Below are 16,286 nucleotides of genomic sequence, written 5' to 3' on the forward strand. Positions count from 1 at the left end.
TTGCTCCGGAAACGGTGGTCACTTTAGCCCGGAATCAGGTGGTCAGTTTGGCCGGTTTTTCCAATTTGACCATCGTTAAAAATATTCCAGAAAATTTTCGACCAAAAAATTGAAGTTGACCTTTAAAAAGTCCGATAAAGTTACCACATAGGAAGACCTAACTTTTGTTTGTTTTTAGTATCCATGTGGTCGTAATAATCATCAGAGCTTATTTCCCCTTTTACCAATGCTTCGTCTTTTCGAATATGCCAGTAAAGATTGTATCTCAATGGATGCAACCTAATAAATACAACTTGTTTCCGATCGCTGATGTAGTGATGAATAGACCTTACATGAAACCAGTCAAAATCAAGTTTAGCTTTAAAGAACGGGAGCGTTATTTCTTCTCCAACCCTTGGCAAAACAGGTAATTCGTTCAAAGTTACTTCTGCATCCCTATCAAAGTACGACATACTAAAAATGTACTCTACCTTTTCAATATTAAAATCAATATTGATTTGCTCGTGGTTATAGAGGTCATTGTAAATACCCATAAGCAACTTTCTAAAAGTTGTATAGTTTACTTTTAGTTGGTCTTGAAGCTGACTAACGGATGGAATCGGAATATCCGGATCTCCGTAGTCTTCTGCCATCAACAGTAACAACAATTCTTCGTAATCTCTACCCTTGCCAATCAACTTTTTTGCAAAGTTTTGCATTGATGCAATATCAAGAATGATATCTTTTGTACTTATCCTTCTTTGCGTTTCCATATAGCTCTATTTTATTATTATCCTTTAAATTACTGATTTCTTACACATTGAGTGTGTATATTTTAACCGAAAATTCGTACTTAATACTCCCATATTCTTTGAAAATTATTGGCTACATTTGGGTTTTACATAAGTCAACAACCACTATAACCAGAAATCTTGCACCCTAATGCATTTTTCGAGTTAATGTGCCATTGACTCTCACTAATATTAATAACAAGTAGGATTAATGATAAACAAAGAACGTTTAGAAAATCTATCACAAGAGGTTTGGAAAGGAGCAATTAAGCTCAGGGGGAAGTTTAAAGCAAAAGATTATCCATCCGTTATTCTGCCAATGATAATGATTCGCAGGATAGAATCGGTTTTGGAAGAAAAGCGTGAGCAATTTAGAGTTGAAATTCTTGCAAAAACACCGAACCTTGATTCTGAATCGTTAAATAAAAGGATAAAGATTAAGGAGCAGAACGAACCATTTTACAATAAATCCAATTGGACACTAAAAGGAATACTTGACGAAAGTTCTTCTCAGGTTGAAACTAATTTCAGAGACTATATTAACAGCTACAGCTCTAACATTGATGACGTAATTGATAAATTCAATTATCGCTATTGGGTAACTGAGATGGTGAAAGCAAAACGACTCTCAAGTATTATTCGATTAGTTGCGGAAGAAGATTTCAGTCCAAAGCGTCTGTCGAATATTGAAATGGGTTATGTGTACGAACACCTGTTGCAGCTTTTTTCGCAAGACGATGCAAAAGATACAGGCGAACATTTTACACCGCGAGAAATAATTCGCATAATGGTTGACCTGATGGAGATTGATTTTAACCCGGAAACAGCAACCAAAGCTATATCTATTTATGACCCCGCTTGCGGAACTGGTGGAATGCTATCCATTGCAAAGGAGCATATTGTTGACAAAGCCACAACAGACCAAGGATTGAAGAATGCCGAAGACCTTGTATTACTAAATGGACAGGAATTATTACCACAAAATTATGCGCTCTGTAAAGCGGATATGATTTTGAAAGGTGAAGCCCATATAAATATTACACACGGGAATTCTCTAATACCTGATATTGAAAGTATAGAAGATGATGGTGACCAACATGCAGGTGGACTTTTTGATTATCTAATTTCAAATCCTCCGTTCGGCGTTGATTGGAGTGATTATAAAAAGGATGTTGAACGATTGAAAACCTCACGATATGCATGGGGGATGTCGCCAAGTAATGATGGAGCATTACTCTTTTTACTCTCAATGATTGAGAAAATGAAACCTAAAGAACAAGGCGGTTCTAAAATTGCTATTCTTTTTAACGGTTCACCTTTAAGTAATGGCGATGCAACTCAGGGAGAAAGTGAAATAAGAAGACATATTCTTCAAAATGATTTGCTTGATACTATTGTGATGCTTCCAGACCAAATGTTTTACAATACGGGTATTTACACCTACATATGGTTGCTAAATAATAATAAGCCTGATACTAAAAAAGACCATGTGTTGATAATCAATGCGAGGTCACAATCTGAAAAAGAACCCAAATCATTCGGGAACAAACGTAATCGAATAATCGAAAGTCATAGAAATTGGATTCACAATCAGTTTGAGAACTGGGGTAAGCCATTACTTGTTGAATCACCAGAAAAAGACATGGAACACTCCAAATTATTCCATACTACCGATTTTGCATTCCATAAGGTTGAAGTGGTGTTCTGGCAAGAAGATGAAAACGGTAAGCAAATGTGGATTAACGAAGATTTTGATGTAAAACTCTCGAATGCTAACGCCAAAAAGAGATTTGAACTCTATGGCGATTACGAGATGTTAATTGACATTGAATCTCCATTTGTGGAAAATGAATGCATTAGTATTCAGTTTAAATATGATGGCAAAAAACCAATGGAGACTTTAGTTGCTGAATACCTAAAGAAAAAGGTAAATGAATTGAAACAAGACACTTTAAAAGATATTAAAAAGTGGTTCGAGCAACAATCTAAGTCAATATCATACTACCATCGACACTATATTGTAGATAATGAATACATTCCTTTTGACCGCACTCAAGAAGACAAAGAAGCATATATAAATGCATTTTTAGCGAAAGAAATTGATTACGAAATTATTCGCTGTGAAGAATATGATCAGTTGGGTTACGAGATATTACCGAATAAATACTTCTACAAATATCAGGAGCCAACGCCAAGTGATGTGCTGATTAAAGAGTTCTGGGAACTAGAAGAAGATGCTGAAAAGTTGTTGAACGAAATCAGGGATTTGTAAAGATGCAATATAAATATTCAAATACTGAAATTAATTGGCTGTCTAAAATACCTACTCATTGGAAGGTAGATAGAATTAAAGATAAAACAACTGCGGTAATTGGTGGTGATTGGGGAAATGACCCTGAGAGTGATTTGGAAGGAGAAAATATTGTGGTTTTGCGTGTCGCAGATTTAGATTATATCTATTTTAAATTTGACGACTTGACTATCAGAAAGATAAAGGATAGTTCGTACAAATCTCGCAAAATTACAAACCGTTGTTTAGTTATAGAAAAGTCCGGTGGTGGAGAAAAACAATTAGTTGGTAGAGTAGGATATCCAAAAGGAATTGATTTTGATGCCATCTGTTCAAATTTCATGGCTAAACTTGAATTTGATAGGACTGTTGATTTGAAGTTTGCCAATTATCTTTTTTCATCGCTTTATGACAGTAATCTTAATTTTCCATTTATACAGCAAACAACAGGAATTCAAAATCTTAATGTAACTTATTATTTAAATTCAAAAGTTGCATTTCCCCCATTATCCGAACAAGAAGCAATTACCGACTATCTTGATAAAGCTTGTCAGCGAATTGATGATATTATTGCGATTAAACAAAAGCAGTTGAATAATCTACAAGAAATCAGAAAAGCTAAGATATATCAAGCAGTTACACAGGGGATAAAACCGATCTCAGAGTGGAAGGAACTTGGTTTTAACCAAATTGAAAAAATCCCTTCAGGGTGGAAATTGTATAGATTTAAAAGTATTAGTAAAATAAAATATGGGTTAGGTCAACCACCAAATGAAATGATTGATGGTCTTCCTATAATTCGTGCCACGAATGTCTATCGAGGGAAAATAGATACTAATAATCTTATGTTTGTAGATCCTGACGATGTACCTTATGAACGTGATCCTATTCTTAGAAAGGATGATATTATTGTAGTTCGAAGCGGTGCATATACTGCTGATAGTGCAATTATTCCTGAAGAATTTGATGGTGCAATTACAGGTTATGATATGGTTTTGAGATGTAACAAAAATATATGTGCAAAATTTGTAGCATATGCATTACTAAGCAAATACATTCTTGAAGACCAACTAATTCTACTTTCTTTAAGAGCAGCCCAGCCTCATTTAAATAAGGAAGAATTAGGTAGTTCAAGGATTCTTTTACCTGACTATGATGAGCAAATACTTATTGCTGAACATTTAGATAATGTAACAGCAAAAATTGATAAATCAATTGAAAATATTAACAACCAAATTACCACCCTGCAAGCTTATCGAAAAAGTGTAATTCACGAATGTGTAACAGGGAAAAAGCAAATTTGGGAAGGTGAAATTGAAAATGTAATTTAATTATGCCAAGTAATAAAGAAACATTATTTCAAGATCATATTTGTGCTTTTCTGGAAAGTGAGCATAAATATGTTCCGTTAAGTAAAGCTGATTTTACCGACAAGGAATATCACATTATTGACAAACATCTTGTTTCATTTATTACCGAGACCCAGCCTGAAAAATATACGTTTATACAGGAAAACTATGGTGCAGATACGGATCGTGAAATACTAAAAGCACTAAAAGAAGAATTAACGAGAAAGACGTTGTGGCTTATTATGCGTGATGGTCTGGATGTGAAAGGAACACAGGTAGAATTATACAAGCCAAAACCTCGATCAGCTACAAGTCCAATTCAAGAAGAAAATTATAAAAGAAACATCTTCTCGTATTCCAAAGAGTATTACTACAATGTTGCAACCAAAGAACGAATTGACTTGGTTATTTGGTTAAATGGCTTGCCAATTATTGTTATCGAACTGAAGCATGAAGATGAAGGACAAACTTGTGAAGATGCAATCTTTGAAAGTTTCTTAACCAGAGACCTCGAAAACAATATATATAAACTACCATTTTTGTACGTTGCATCGAGTAATACAGAAGTGAAGGTCGCTACCAATCCCGGATCAGAAAATTTCTTCAGGTGGTTTAATGCACAATTGGTAAATAAAGCTGAGACCGAAGGTGAATATCCTGTTGAACATTTATATCGCCATGCATTATCAAAAGAAAATATTGCAAAATATTTAGAGCATTATTTGGTATTTGTCCCTGCAAAAGAAGAAATAACTGATGATGGTGAAATAATTAAAACCCCTTCATTCACAATCTTCCCAAGATACCATCAATTACGGGCGAGTAAATTGTTATCTGAAGATGTAAAAGAGCATGTAAACACAAATAAGTCTTTAGGTAAAAAGTATTTAATTAACCATTCTGCCGGTGCCGGAAAAACGTTGACAATAGCATGGATGGCTGATTTGTTAGATAGCTTGTATACGGATGAAAATGAAAAAATATTCGATAATATTATAATTCTCACCGACCGAAGGAGCTTAGATAAGAATGTTAAAGACGACTTGCAAAAGTTTACACATTTAGGAACAAAAATAAATTTCACCAAGAAGTCAGGAGATCTCGCAAAGTTTCTGGATAAGAACCGGGCAATTATTGTTACAACCATTCATAAGTTCGGTCATATTCAGGATAAATTGCAATCGGGTGATGACTTAAAAAACCGAAAAGTTGCTTTTTTAATTGATGAAGCGCATCGCTCGCAAGACGGTAAACTTGCTTTAAAACAACGACAGTATTTTAATAGTGATGAACCCGATTTTGAAGATGGTGACGATACCGAGGCTGAAATTGAAGATAAAATCAAGAATCTAAATACAAGCAATCAGGTTTTTGTAGCATTTACAGCCACCACGACCCCCAAAGCGGTTTCGTTCTTTGGAGACCCATTTGACAGTTATACCGAAGATGAAGCGATAAAAGAAGGTTATATTCTAGATGTAGCTCAGAATATTATCTCATACGAAACATTATATAACCTGAGATATAATCGTGATTATATTCCTAAAACGAGTGATGGTAAAGATTTCCCAGCTGGAGTTGTCAGTAAGGCGTTAAAAACAATTGCTTTCAATGATGACGACCTGATTCAGTACAAGTCCGAGGTAATTGTAAAACTATTTGAGGAAAAGGTTAAAGATGCTGCAAAGGGTAGAGCAAAAGCAATGGTTGTAGCTTCATCACGACCAGCGGGACTGAAGTATTTTAATATGATAAAAACAATATTAGAAGAAAAAGGTGCTACATATAAAGTTTTATTTGCTTTTAGCGATTATACCGACCCGGTTACCAACGAGCAGGTTGAAGAAATTAAAGTAAATGAACTCGACACAAAGCATTCGAATAAAGTTATTGAAGATGTTTTTGATACCGATGACTATCGAATCCTTGTTGTTGCCAATAAATTTCAAACAGGGTTCGATCAGCCATTGTTATCAGCAATGTTTTTAGATAAAGCGGTGAATGGTGTTAATGCCATCCAAACTGTTTCGCGGTTAAATCGAAAACACGATGATAAAGGACAAGAAGATATTCTGGTAGTGGATTTCACGAATAATTCCAAGCAAATATTTGAAGCTTTCAATAAACACAGAAAAGGATCACCTTTTAAAGAAAAAGAGCCGGATAAAAATGTATTGCCTGAACTTTACAATCAAATAATTGAAACAGAAGTATTCTCTGAAGAAGAAATTGAAACCTATATAAAAGCATACATGGAAGCGGAAGAAGAAGCCAGAAAAAGAAATTCGACCGCTGATGCATTATTGAGTAATTTAAATCAGGATTATCGAACAAAATTCAAAACAAAACTTCCTTCAATAGAGGATCAGAAATCGTACATCGGATTATTACGAAGGTTTACCAATCTATTTTATTTTGTTGCACAGTTCTTTGTCCATGATTTGAAAGTGAACAACTTCATTGTATTTGCTGAAGTTATGGCAGATACGCTGATTAAGAAAGGAAAAAACAGCGAACTGAAGCAATTGTTGAAAAACATTGAGCTAACCAAAGGTGCTGTTAAGTTTCATGGAACCAAAGCAAATATTCGAAAGGTAAAAGAACCTAAAAAAACAGGTGTCAAAATTCTTGGTGGCGGTCAAGCTCCACCAAGAACTACTATTGAAGAAGCTCTGGCCATAATCGAGGAAAAATATCAGATAAGTAAAGAGGATGCTATTGTTATTAAAGAGATATGTGATGACGTATCGAAACGGTATGATATTAGACAAAAAATCACCCAAAACCGTAACAACGAACATTATTTGAAGAATAACGCAGTACCCAGAGTGAAAGCCGAGGTAAAAGAAGAATATATGAATCGTGACCTTTGGGAAAAACTGGAAGACCCGATTTACACACAAAAGGGTGGTATCATTAGTTTAATGGGAAAAACTATTATTAAGACGATTTTGGGTGCTTCTGCGTAAGTGTATCTGATTGTAAATTCTTACTGTGTAATAACCAAAAAACTAAAAACTATGGTTTGTGCCCTTTGCCAACAGAATGAAGCAAATAAAAAAAATACTCATTATCTCACAGATGCAGTTATTAGGTCATGCTTAAATCAAGACGGCTCTGGAGATAGAGAAGAAGGATTTTACTTCGACATTTCGACCAACAATCCCTACGTTAGTTTTAATTTCCAAAGAGGAACGTCAATAGAGAAACTGGAACAATCACTTGGACGAGAAGCTACCGAGGAGGAAATAAACAAAGCAAAGGAAATACCATACTCAGTCGATTATGTTTTTTGTACAGATTGCGAAAATATTTTTACCAAAATCGAAACACCTTTTATCGAAACAGTTCTACCTAAATTCAGAGCAGCAGACCTATCCGGCATCCATCGCATTGATGTGGAAGAAAATAGAATTGCAAAGATGTTTTTTTATTTGCAGATATGGAGAACCGCTATTTGCGAATCTCAATTTGGTTTGCAGGCCGATACCTTGGAAAAACTTAGAGAGTCCATTTTAAACTATGAAGCTATTGGCAATGACGATATTCCTATTTTCCCAATTCATATAACTTACCTGCAAACACTAGGGGATGCAAAATCATTCACAGAAAATATTGTAGGTTGTACAAATGACCGGAATCCAAACATTATTTTTTTCAACGACTTTGTAATTCAATTTTTTGAAAATGAGGATTCTGTAAAAGAGCTGGAATTTTATGGTCTGAATGAAAGCCATGATCTGAATGAGCTTATAAACACGAATAATGAAGTTTGTAAAATTAAGATAGTTGGTGATGATAAAAGGAAGGAATTTTTAGAGGCAGTGCATTATGAGGAAACGGCTCAAAAAAGAATGTTTCAATTTACCCGTTTGTTAATAACTAAATGGCTCTTTATTTTCCGTGGGCTTCCGAACCAACATATTGTTCAGGAATATATGGAGTACCTTACCCAAGGTAACTTCAACATATTGAAATACACGGAAAAAGCAATACACGAAAAAACAGATGCTTTTATTCAAGCAAAACTTACTTAGATCGTTTCGATAACAAACTACACAGATATCTTCATTGCAATACATATTTAAAGTTGCATTTAGCTTGATTTTATCAACAAAATTAAACTTTAAAGTTTTTTTGTGTATCTTTGTACTATGAGCATATCTAAATCAGATATAGAAAAATTCCTCAGCGAATTTGGAATGCTGTTGAGAAAATTTGATGTTTTCTATCTGGAGAACGGTCAGGTTAATGTTCAAAAACTATTGGATCTGGATATAACAATAAAAGAAAGGAGGGAAATAATTGAAAGTTTACACACAAATGATTATGTCAATGGAACCATAGACGAAGCTCCTTATGGAGACGATAAAGTATGGATATTTAGTAAAAAACTTAATGAAATAATGGTTAAGATAAAAATCACAATTTGTAAAACAGAACGTGAGATTTATATTTCATTTAACTAACTGTCCCAAAGATATCATAACAATAACTAATCATGTTAAAATGAAAAAATCAATTAAAGGAAATACTATGAAACTCGGAGTTGAACTAAAAACTGTTCATTTCCGAAAAGTACCTTTTACAATTTTTCATCATAGATATCGTAATGAAGAATCGGGGGAGACTGTTACTAATGACGAATGTGATGAAATAGATGAGATACAGTTACTGAATCAATACAGGGAGAGATTTGGTATCCCTTTTCCTGAAGAAATTCAAAAAATCAGGAATATGTATGGTGTATCTGCAGCAAAAATGTCTGAAATTCTTGGTTTTGGTGCAAATAGTTATCGAAAATATGAAGCTGGCGAGATGCCATCAGTAGCAAATGGTCGGTTAATATTAGCGGTAAAACATCCCAAGAATTTTATTGAACAAGTAGAAGCTTGTTCTGGATTTATTTCCAAAAAAGAAAAAATGGATTTGATTGAAGTTGCAAAAAAAATTGAAAAGGAACGCAAAAAACATCAATTTGAAAATTTCAGATATAACCTTATATATGGAAACCCAGAAACTAACGAATTTACAGGTTATAGCAAACCATGTAAAAATAAAATTGCTGCAATTATTGGTTATTTTGGTGAATCAACCAACTTATTCAAAACTAAACTAAACAAGCTACTTTTTTATGCTGACTTTGGTCATTATCAAAAATATGGAAAATCTATAACAGGATTAAAATATAGTGCTATTGACTATGGTCCTGTTCCAGATGGATACGATGAAATTTATGGAAACCTAGTAAAAGAAGGTAAGATTTACAAAAAATATACTGAATCAGCCGATGGATTTTATGGGGAGAAGTTTTTTGGTCTGGAGAGTTTAAGTAGTGATCTATTTAAACCAGAAGAAATTGAGACTCTTACAAAAGTGATTCAAAATTTCAAGGATAAATCTTCGAAAGAGATGGTATCACTTAGTCACGATGAAGAAGCGTGGATTGAGAATGAAAAAGGAAAAGAAATAATAAGCTATCAACGATATGCTTTTAAGTTACAACATTTTAAAAATAATGCCGATTGAAAAAAACAAATCCGATGAGAAGTTGCACCTTCTTATCGGATTCTTAATGTGGGTTTAAGCCGGTAGACTTATATACCTGAGACTAATCATCTCGATAGGTATTCCCATAATTTTTTAATGTGACTACAAAGTTAATAAATACTGTTAACATACACAATAGTCTCTTTTTGCTCTACCCGGGTACATTTTTCACTCTGGATACCCGTCCAAATCCAGAGTCAGTCATAAAAAATTATAGTAATATGACAAATTTAGAAAATGGTAAGCCACGTGCTTACAAAATCAAAGTTGACAAAACTTTGATCTCGGTAGATTCAGAATATCTAACCGGACGTGAAATTTTAAGTGCTGCGAACTATAATCCTGATGATTATTATTTGAAGCAGATTTTAAAGGGTCATCATCCTACCAACATTGGTTTGGAGCAAACAGTTTGTTTGAGTGATCCCGGATTGGAAAGGTTTGTTACCATACCAAAAGAAGCAAATGATGGCGATGACAAACCCAATTCGTGGAAGTTTAAAGTAGACAAAATGATGCTTAAAACTGAATCCGAGTATTTAACAGGTAGTGAGATTTTAATTGCTGCTGGATATTCTGCGGGGGACTATTACCTGAAGCAGATTATAAAAGGACAGCCAGTTAATATTGAACCGAACCAAAAGGTGCAAATAAGTGATCCGGGTTTGGAAAGATTCGTAACTATTCCAAAAGAAGCTACCGATGGTGACAACACACCAAGAAAGTACAAGTATAAAGTCGATAAAAAGATGCTGGAAACAGAATCTGAGTATTTGACAGGTAGTGAAATTTTAATTGCCGCCGGATATTCTGTGAGGGATTATTATCTGAAGCAGATGAAACAGGGACAGACAATTAATATTGAACCTAACCAGACGGTGCAAATGAGTGATCCGGGCTTGGAAAGATTCGTAACTATTCCAAAAGAAGCTACCGATGGTAGCTTTGATCTTTTCGAAGAAGATATCGAGAATCTAAAAAATGGGGGTTTCCAATGGGAAACCCTCACTTCTAATGGTAATTGGTTAATAATTAAAAACTTTCAAATTCCTGATGGGTATAATGTTCGTGCAGCAGATGTTGCAATAAAAATTCCTATTAATTATCCGCAGGGAAAATTGGACATGGCATATTTTAGTCCGGCAATTAAAAGGATTGATGGTATCCCAATTCCGCAAACGCAAGTATCAACCAATATTGGGGGGAGAACTTTCCAACGCTGGTCGCGACATAGAAATAGAATTGCATGGCGGGTTGGTATTGATTCAATAGTGACCCACATTGAGGAAATCAAGAATTGGTTGAATAACGAATTCGTAAAAAGACCCCGGAAAGATGAAGCAGCTTAGAATATCCGGTAAAGATTATGCAGAGCTTGTGAATCATCTTTATCCGGGAGATGACAATGAAGCAATAGCATTTGCATTATGTGGTAATTTCAGAACAAGTTCGTTTGACGGTCTTCTTGTACATGAGGTACATTGCTTACCACATGAACTGTGCAAGATCAGAGAGAACGGTCATATTAACTGGCCACCTGAATTTCTTGAGCCAATAATGTTGAAAGCTGAAGAAAAAGGATTGAGTATATTAAAAATACATTCCCACCCCAACGGTTATTCTCAGTTTTCAGAAACGGATGACGAATGTGATTTAAAAATATTCCGTTCCGTTTTTGGTTGGGTTCAAGAAAGTAAGTTTCACGCCAGCGCAGTAATGCTTCCTGATGGACAGATTTTTGGTCGATTTATTGATGAAGAATTGAATTTCATAGCAATTGATAAGGTTATTGTTGCTGGAGACACAATTAAAATCTGGCGGTATAACTCAGATTGTGAATTGAAAGACCAAGACAGAAGAAATCTTCAAGCATTCGGAGAGAGAACCGTTCAACTCCTTAAATCAATGAAAGTTGGAGTTATTGGTTGTTCAGGGACAGGAAGTATCGTAGTAGAGCAACTGGTACGTCTTGGAGTTGGGACAATTGTGATGGTCGATCCAGAAGCTGTCGAAGGAGTTAATTTAAATCGCATTCCGAACACCTTTGAAGAAGATGCTGTTAGCAGAAGAAAAAAAGTTGATGTATTAAAAGAGCGTCTTACTAAAGTAGGATTTGGAACCAAATTTATTACTTCCTACGATAATATCTGCGAATCACGTGCAATATTGAAAGAGCTTGCAACTTGTGATACTTTCTTTGGTTGTTTAGATGCGCAGGAACCGAGGTATGTACTGAATCAACTCTCAACCTATTACATTGTACCATATTTTGATGTTGGTGTCGAATTAAAAGCTGACGGTAATAATGGAATATCGAAGGTTTACGGAGCAATTCATTTTATTCAACCAAAAGGTTCTTCTTTACATTCTCGTGAAGCGATTTCAATGGATAAAGTTTCAGATGAAAGTATGAAGCGACAGAATCCTGAGATGTATGAACGACAAGTTAAAGAAAAGTACATTAAAGGTGCTGGCAATGTTGATAGCCCAGCAGTAATTAGTGTTAATATGCAACTTTCGGCAATGACGGTTAATGAGTTTTTAAATAAAATTGACCCATTTAAATCAGTAGATAATGATTTAAATGCCATTGTACGTGTTAGCATATCTGATAATTTCTTTTTATTTGAAGGAGATGGTGACTCCGATGAATACCTTCTAAAATCAGTTGGTAAGGGAGACCGGAAACCTTTTATTGGAATAATGGGATTGTAGAATAGTAGTATAACTCTATTATCAAATAATGATTGTATTGAAAGGCACCGAATGGTGTCTTTCTTTCATTATTACAAATTATTTTATATTACCTCGTGTACTCCTATTCCAAACAATGCAAAATCATATTTAACCGGATCATCTATATCCAACATTCGTAAATTTTTATCAAGTTCTGTTACTGCTTTGGCATCATCCTGTTTTCTATTAAGTAGTCCAAGTTTCCTTGCTACACGACCTGTGTGAACATCCAATGGACAAGAGAGGATGGAAGGAGAAATATCTTTCCATAAACCAAAATCTACTCCGGCATCATCGTTTCGAATCATCCACCTCAAAAACATATTGATTTTTTTTGCAGCCGAACCTTTGTATGGATCCGGTAGATGTTTTTCTGTACGCTGCAAATGAGGGATATTAAAAAACTCATTTTTAAACTGGTGAATGGCTGGTTGTAATGAATCTTCAGTTTTACATCTATTGAAAATACCTTGTAATCCATCCATATTTTTGTATAACCTTTTTAGAGCTTCTATGTAGGTTAAGAAATCGGTGTTATTAAAAGTACGGTGAACAAAACCATCAATTTTTTTTAAATGTCGTTCTTCATGGTTTACAATGAAATCAAACGGAGAATTCCCCATTAATTCCATCATTCGTTTTGCATTGCGAATAATCATTTTTCGATTTCCCCAAGCAATTGTTGCAGCCAAGAATCCTGAGATTTCTATGTCTTCTTTTAGCGAGTATAAATGTGGTATTTGTATCGGATCCAGTCCAATAAATTCAGGTGTGTTATATTGTTTTACTTTTTCTTCCAGATATTCTTTCAAATCAATGACCATAAATCTATATTTAAAGCGCTAAAAATAAGAAATTTGGGGAATTGTAATTTGACTACCTTAATTACCCGTACCTATATATTCAAACGTTTGGCCGAAGCTCCTTTCGTTACATTCGAAATGTGTTTTCGTGTTCGTTCTCCTTCCGTTTCGTAAAACACTGAATAGAAATGCGCCAAAGCCGACTTTACTGATTGTTCGTTTTTATACCCGCATTCGAAAACCGTTTGCAAGCCGCCGTGATTCTTGTAGATATTTCGCAGGGAGCGAAGAAAATAAATACAATCGTCGCCATTAAATGTACGGTGTACAAACTTTTGAAGCCGGTCGAGTTCCTTTTCCGAAGCGTTTAAAACAAAGTCGTGCGGTTGGTTATCAAGCAATTCCATTAAACGCAAGGCGTTTTTTATAATGGCCGCCCGATTTCCCCAAGCGATAGTTGCTGCCAGAAATCCGGCAATCTCAATATCTTCTTTTTCCGTAAATTGTTTAGGAACTTGTATCGGATCGGTTTCAATAAATTCGGGTTGATTGTATTGATCAACTTTTTCGTCGAGGAAATCTTTTAAGTCAGATTTTGAAAGGGATGCCGACATTTTTCCTATTCTATAATTCCGTCTTTGATGTGAATGATCCGGTCGGACTGTTCGGCAAAATGATCGTCGTGGGTAACGATAATAAATGTTTGTCCCATATCATCGCGCAGTTTAAAAAGCAGGTCGTGCAATTCGTCGCGATTGGCCGAATCGAGGTTTCCCGATGGTTCGTCGGCCATAACAACTGACGGGCTATTTATTAATGCACGTGCCATTGCTACACGTTGTTTTTCGCCGCCCGACAATTCCGATGGTTTATGTGTCATACGGTCGGCCAGCCCCAGATAATCGATTAATTCTTTTGCGCGTGCTTCGGCTTTTGCTTTTGGTGTTTTGGCAATAAACGCCGGAATACAAACATTCTCCAAAGCTGTAAATTCCGGCAGCAAATGATGAAACTGAAACACAAAACCTATTTCGCGGTTACGGAAATCGGCCAGCTTTTTATCGTTGAGTTTTGAAATATTCGTGTCGTTAAAGAAGAGTTCCCCGCTGTCGGGTTTACTCAGTGTACCAAGAATTTGCAGCAAAGTGGTCTTCCCTGCTCCGCTGGCTCCAACAATGGAATACAGTTTTCCTTTGGGAATATCCAAGTCAATTCCTTTCAACACTTCAAGTGCCCCGAACGATTTTGTTATGTTTTCAGCTTTAATCAATGCCGTTATTTAAAAGATAAAACCCAATCCGTAGAGTTTTAGTATTTCATTAAGCACATATAATACATAAGCACCGATCAACACAATACCGGTAAACTTCCCAACTTTCCATTTCATCACCAATAAAAGCAGAATCAATAAAAGGACTGATCCCGACAAAATCAGGGTTGAGCTAAATACATCGCCTCCCGATTCGATTACCCCTCCTGAAAAAATCATTACAAGCAAAAATGGCAATCCAAGCCCTACAAGAATATCAAAGATATTTGATCCGATCGCGTTACTAACTGCCATGTCTCCTCTTCCCTGACGCGCCACAATAACCGACGAAAACAAATCAGGAATCGATGTTCCGACAGCAAGTACAGTTAACGCAATAATGGCTTCAGGAATATTCAGAATATGTGCCGAAGCAACTGCAACTTCCACTAACACATAACTTAGGGCAGCAATCAAAACAATTGAAAGAATAAAAACACGGTAGTAATTTTTTTCATCTGGGAAAATAAAACGCAAAAGCTTATCCACAGGTTTAGTGAATTTACTATGCTCGCCATGCGTATCTTCAAGTTCTGTTGCGTCCATATCGTCGTATGGCAACCATTTTCTCCAATAAATTACCGCCACAACATATAAAACGTAAACGCCTAAAAGAATTATAGTTTCGTTTACGGTTAAACGGCCATCCCAAATAGACCACAGCAATAATGCCACGGAAATGGTATAAAAAAACAAATCGCGAACCACTGGCTGCCAGGTGAGCTTTGTCTTTTTTATATAGGCTGCAGCACCAACAATTACCAGCAGGTTAAAAATAGCACTACCAACAATACTACCGATTCCAATTGCCTGATGTTCGCCGGGTTTTATAACGGCAAACAAAGCGACGAATAACTCAGGAGCACTCGATCCTACCGCCATCAGCGTAGCTCCGGCAGCATCGTTCGATAAACGCAGGTCTTTCGAAATTTTATCAAGAGACGAAATGAAAAACAAATCGACAACGCGGGCAAGCAAAAGAAAGCAAGCCAGCAAAGCCAATATGAAAAGTATAATCATTAATAATGATTTTTTTGGATTTAATCCTTCAACTTATCAGTGATACCTTTTTTAATGTCGTTGGTATCTTTTGTTACTGTTGAAGTAACATCTTTAATATCTTTTTGAATATCAGAAGTATGGTTATCGAGTTCGCGTTTTATTTCGTTTGTGGCTTTTTTAAACTCACGCATTCCTTTCCCCAGTGTTTTGGCAATATCGGGTATCGCTTTCGATCCGAAAAACAACAATGCCAACAGCATCACCAAAACTATCTCGCCACCACTTATAAATAATAAATACTGCATCGTCAAATTGATTTAGATCACAAATATATAAAAAGTTAGATGTTGGAAGACTCAAGTCGGAAGATAGTTTTTGAAAGTTGAATACATAAATTTAAAAGAAGAATTCCTGTTCACGTTTTGCACAAAAAAAAGGATGTCATCACGATTAAGCGATGACATCCTTTGTATCAAA

The 16,286-nt window shown here is 35.5% G+C and carries 14 protein-coding genes; 8 read left to right on the forward strand and 6 right to left on the reverse strand.

Translation table 11 applies throughout. The features are described from left to right. Positions 1-140: 140 nt before the first annotated feature. Positions 141-752 carry a hypothetical protein gene (locus SLH46_RS20335; protein ID WP_320283063.1) on the reverse strand — a complete coding sequence of 204 codons (612 nt, stop codon included), beginning with the start codon at positions 750-752 and terminating at the stop codon, positions 141-143. 229 nt (positions 753-981) lie between these two features. Between SLH46_RS20335 and SLH46_RS20340 the strand changes: the two genes are divergently transcribed. From SLH46_RS20340 to SLH46_RS20375, 8 genes are all read left to right on the forward strand, one after another. Continuing rightward, a complete protein-coding gene (locus tag SLH46_RS20340; protein ID WP_320283064.1) occupies positions 982-3,042 on the forward strand; it encodes a type I restriction-modification system subunit M in 2,061 nt (686 codons plus the stop codon). A 2-nt stretch (positions 3,043-3,044) separates the two neighbouring features. Continuing rightward, positions 3,045-4,391 (forward strand): restriction endonuclease subunit S, encoded by a 1,347-nt coding sequence (locus SLH46_RS20345; protein WP_320283065.1) that lies wholly within the window; start codon positions 3,045-3,047, stop codon positions 4,389-4,391. Between the two features lie 2 nt (positions 4,392-4,393). Next, on the forward strand, positions 4,394-7,378 hold the full coding sequence (locus SLH46_RS20350; RefSeq protein ID WP_320283066.1) for a DEAD/DEAH box helicase family protein: 2,985 nt from the start codon (positions 4,394-4,396) through the stop codon (positions 7,376-7,378). Positions 7,379-7,429: 51 nt separating this feature from the next. Beyond that, positions 7,430-8,446 (forward strand): hypothetical protein, encoded by a 1,017-nt coding sequence (locus SLH46_RS20355; RefSeq protein ID WP_320283067.1) that lies wholly within the window; start codon positions 7,430-7,432, stop codon positions 8,444-8,446. Positions 8,447-8,563: 117 nt separating this feature from the next. Further along, positions 8,564-8,878, forward strand: a complete 315-nt coding sequence (locus tag SLH46_RS20360; protein WP_320283068.1) for a hypothetical protein — start codon at positions 8,564-8,566, stop codon at positions 8,876-8,878. Between the two features lie 40 nt (positions 8,879-8,918). Beyond that, complete coding sequence (locus SLH46_RS20365) at positions 8,919-9,938, forward strand: type II toxin-antitoxin system antitoxin SocA domain-containing protein (RefSeq protein WP_320283069.1); 1,020 nt, start codon at positions 8,919-8,921, stop codon at positions 9,936-9,938. Positions 9,939-10,180: 242 nt separating this feature from the next. Continuing rightward, the gene (locus SLH46_RS20370) at positions 10,181-11,308 is read left to right on the forward strand and encodes a multiubiquitin domain-containing protein (protein ID WP_320283070.1); all 1,128 of its coding nucleotides are present in this window, start codon (positions 10,181-10,183) and stop codon (positions 11,306-11,308) included. Further along, a complete protein-coding gene (locus SLH46_RS20375; RefSeq protein ID WP_320283071.1) occupies positions 11,295-12,674 on the forward strand; it encodes a ThiF family adenylyltransferase in 1,380 nt (459 codons plus the stop codon). The genes SLH46_RS20370 and SLH46_RS20375 overlap by 14 nt, the downstream gene beginning before the upstream one ends. A gap of 83 nt (positions 12,675-12,757) precedes the next feature. Here the strand turns inward: SLH46_RS20375 and SLH46_RS20380 are convergent, their stop codons facing one another. The 5 genes from SLH46_RS20380 to SLH46_RS20400 all read right to left on the reverse strand — a co-directional run bounded on the left by SLH46_RS20380 (position 12,758) and on the right by SLH46_RS20400 (position 16,114). Then, positions 12,758-13,519, reverse strand: coding sequence for a TIGR02757 family protein (locus SLH46_RS20380; protein WP_320283072.1), 762 nt, complete (start codon positions 13,517-13,519; stop codon positions 12,758-12,760). A gap of 71 nt (positions 13,520-13,590) precedes the next feature. Beyond that, a complete protein-coding gene (locus SLH46_RS20385; protein ID WP_320283073.1) occupies positions 13,591-14,112 on the reverse strand; it encodes a DUF2400 family protein in 522 nt (173 codons plus the stop codon). A gap of 5 nt (positions 14,113-14,117) precedes the next feature. Continuing rightward, positions 14,118-14,768, reverse strand: a complete 651-nt coding sequence (locus tag SLH46_RS20390) for an ABC transporter ATP-binding protein (RefSeq protein WP_320283074.1) — start codon at positions 14,766-14,768, stop codon at positions 14,118-14,120. Between the two features lie 9 nt (positions 14,769-14,777). Next, positions 14,778-15,827 carry a calcium/sodium antiporter gene (locus SLH46_RS20395; protein WP_320283075.1) on the reverse strand — a complete coding sequence of 350 codons (1,050 nt, stop codon included), beginning with the start codon at positions 15,825-15,827 and terminating at the stop codon, positions 14,778-14,780. A 20-nt stretch (positions 15,828-15,847) separates the two neighbouring features. Beyond that, positions 15,848-16,114, reverse strand: a complete 267-nt coding sequence (locus tag SLH46_RS20400) for a twin-arginine translocase TatA/TatE family subunit (protein ID WP_163325008.1) — start codon at positions 16,112-16,114, stop codon at positions 15,848-15,850. Positions 16,115-16,286: the final 172 nt, after the last annotated feature.

Source organism: Draconibacterium sp. IB214405 (assembly GCF_033963885.1).
In the GTDB taxonomy this organism is placed as follows: Bacteria; Bacteroidota; Bacteroidia; order Bacteroidales; family Prolixibacteraceae; genus Draconibacterium.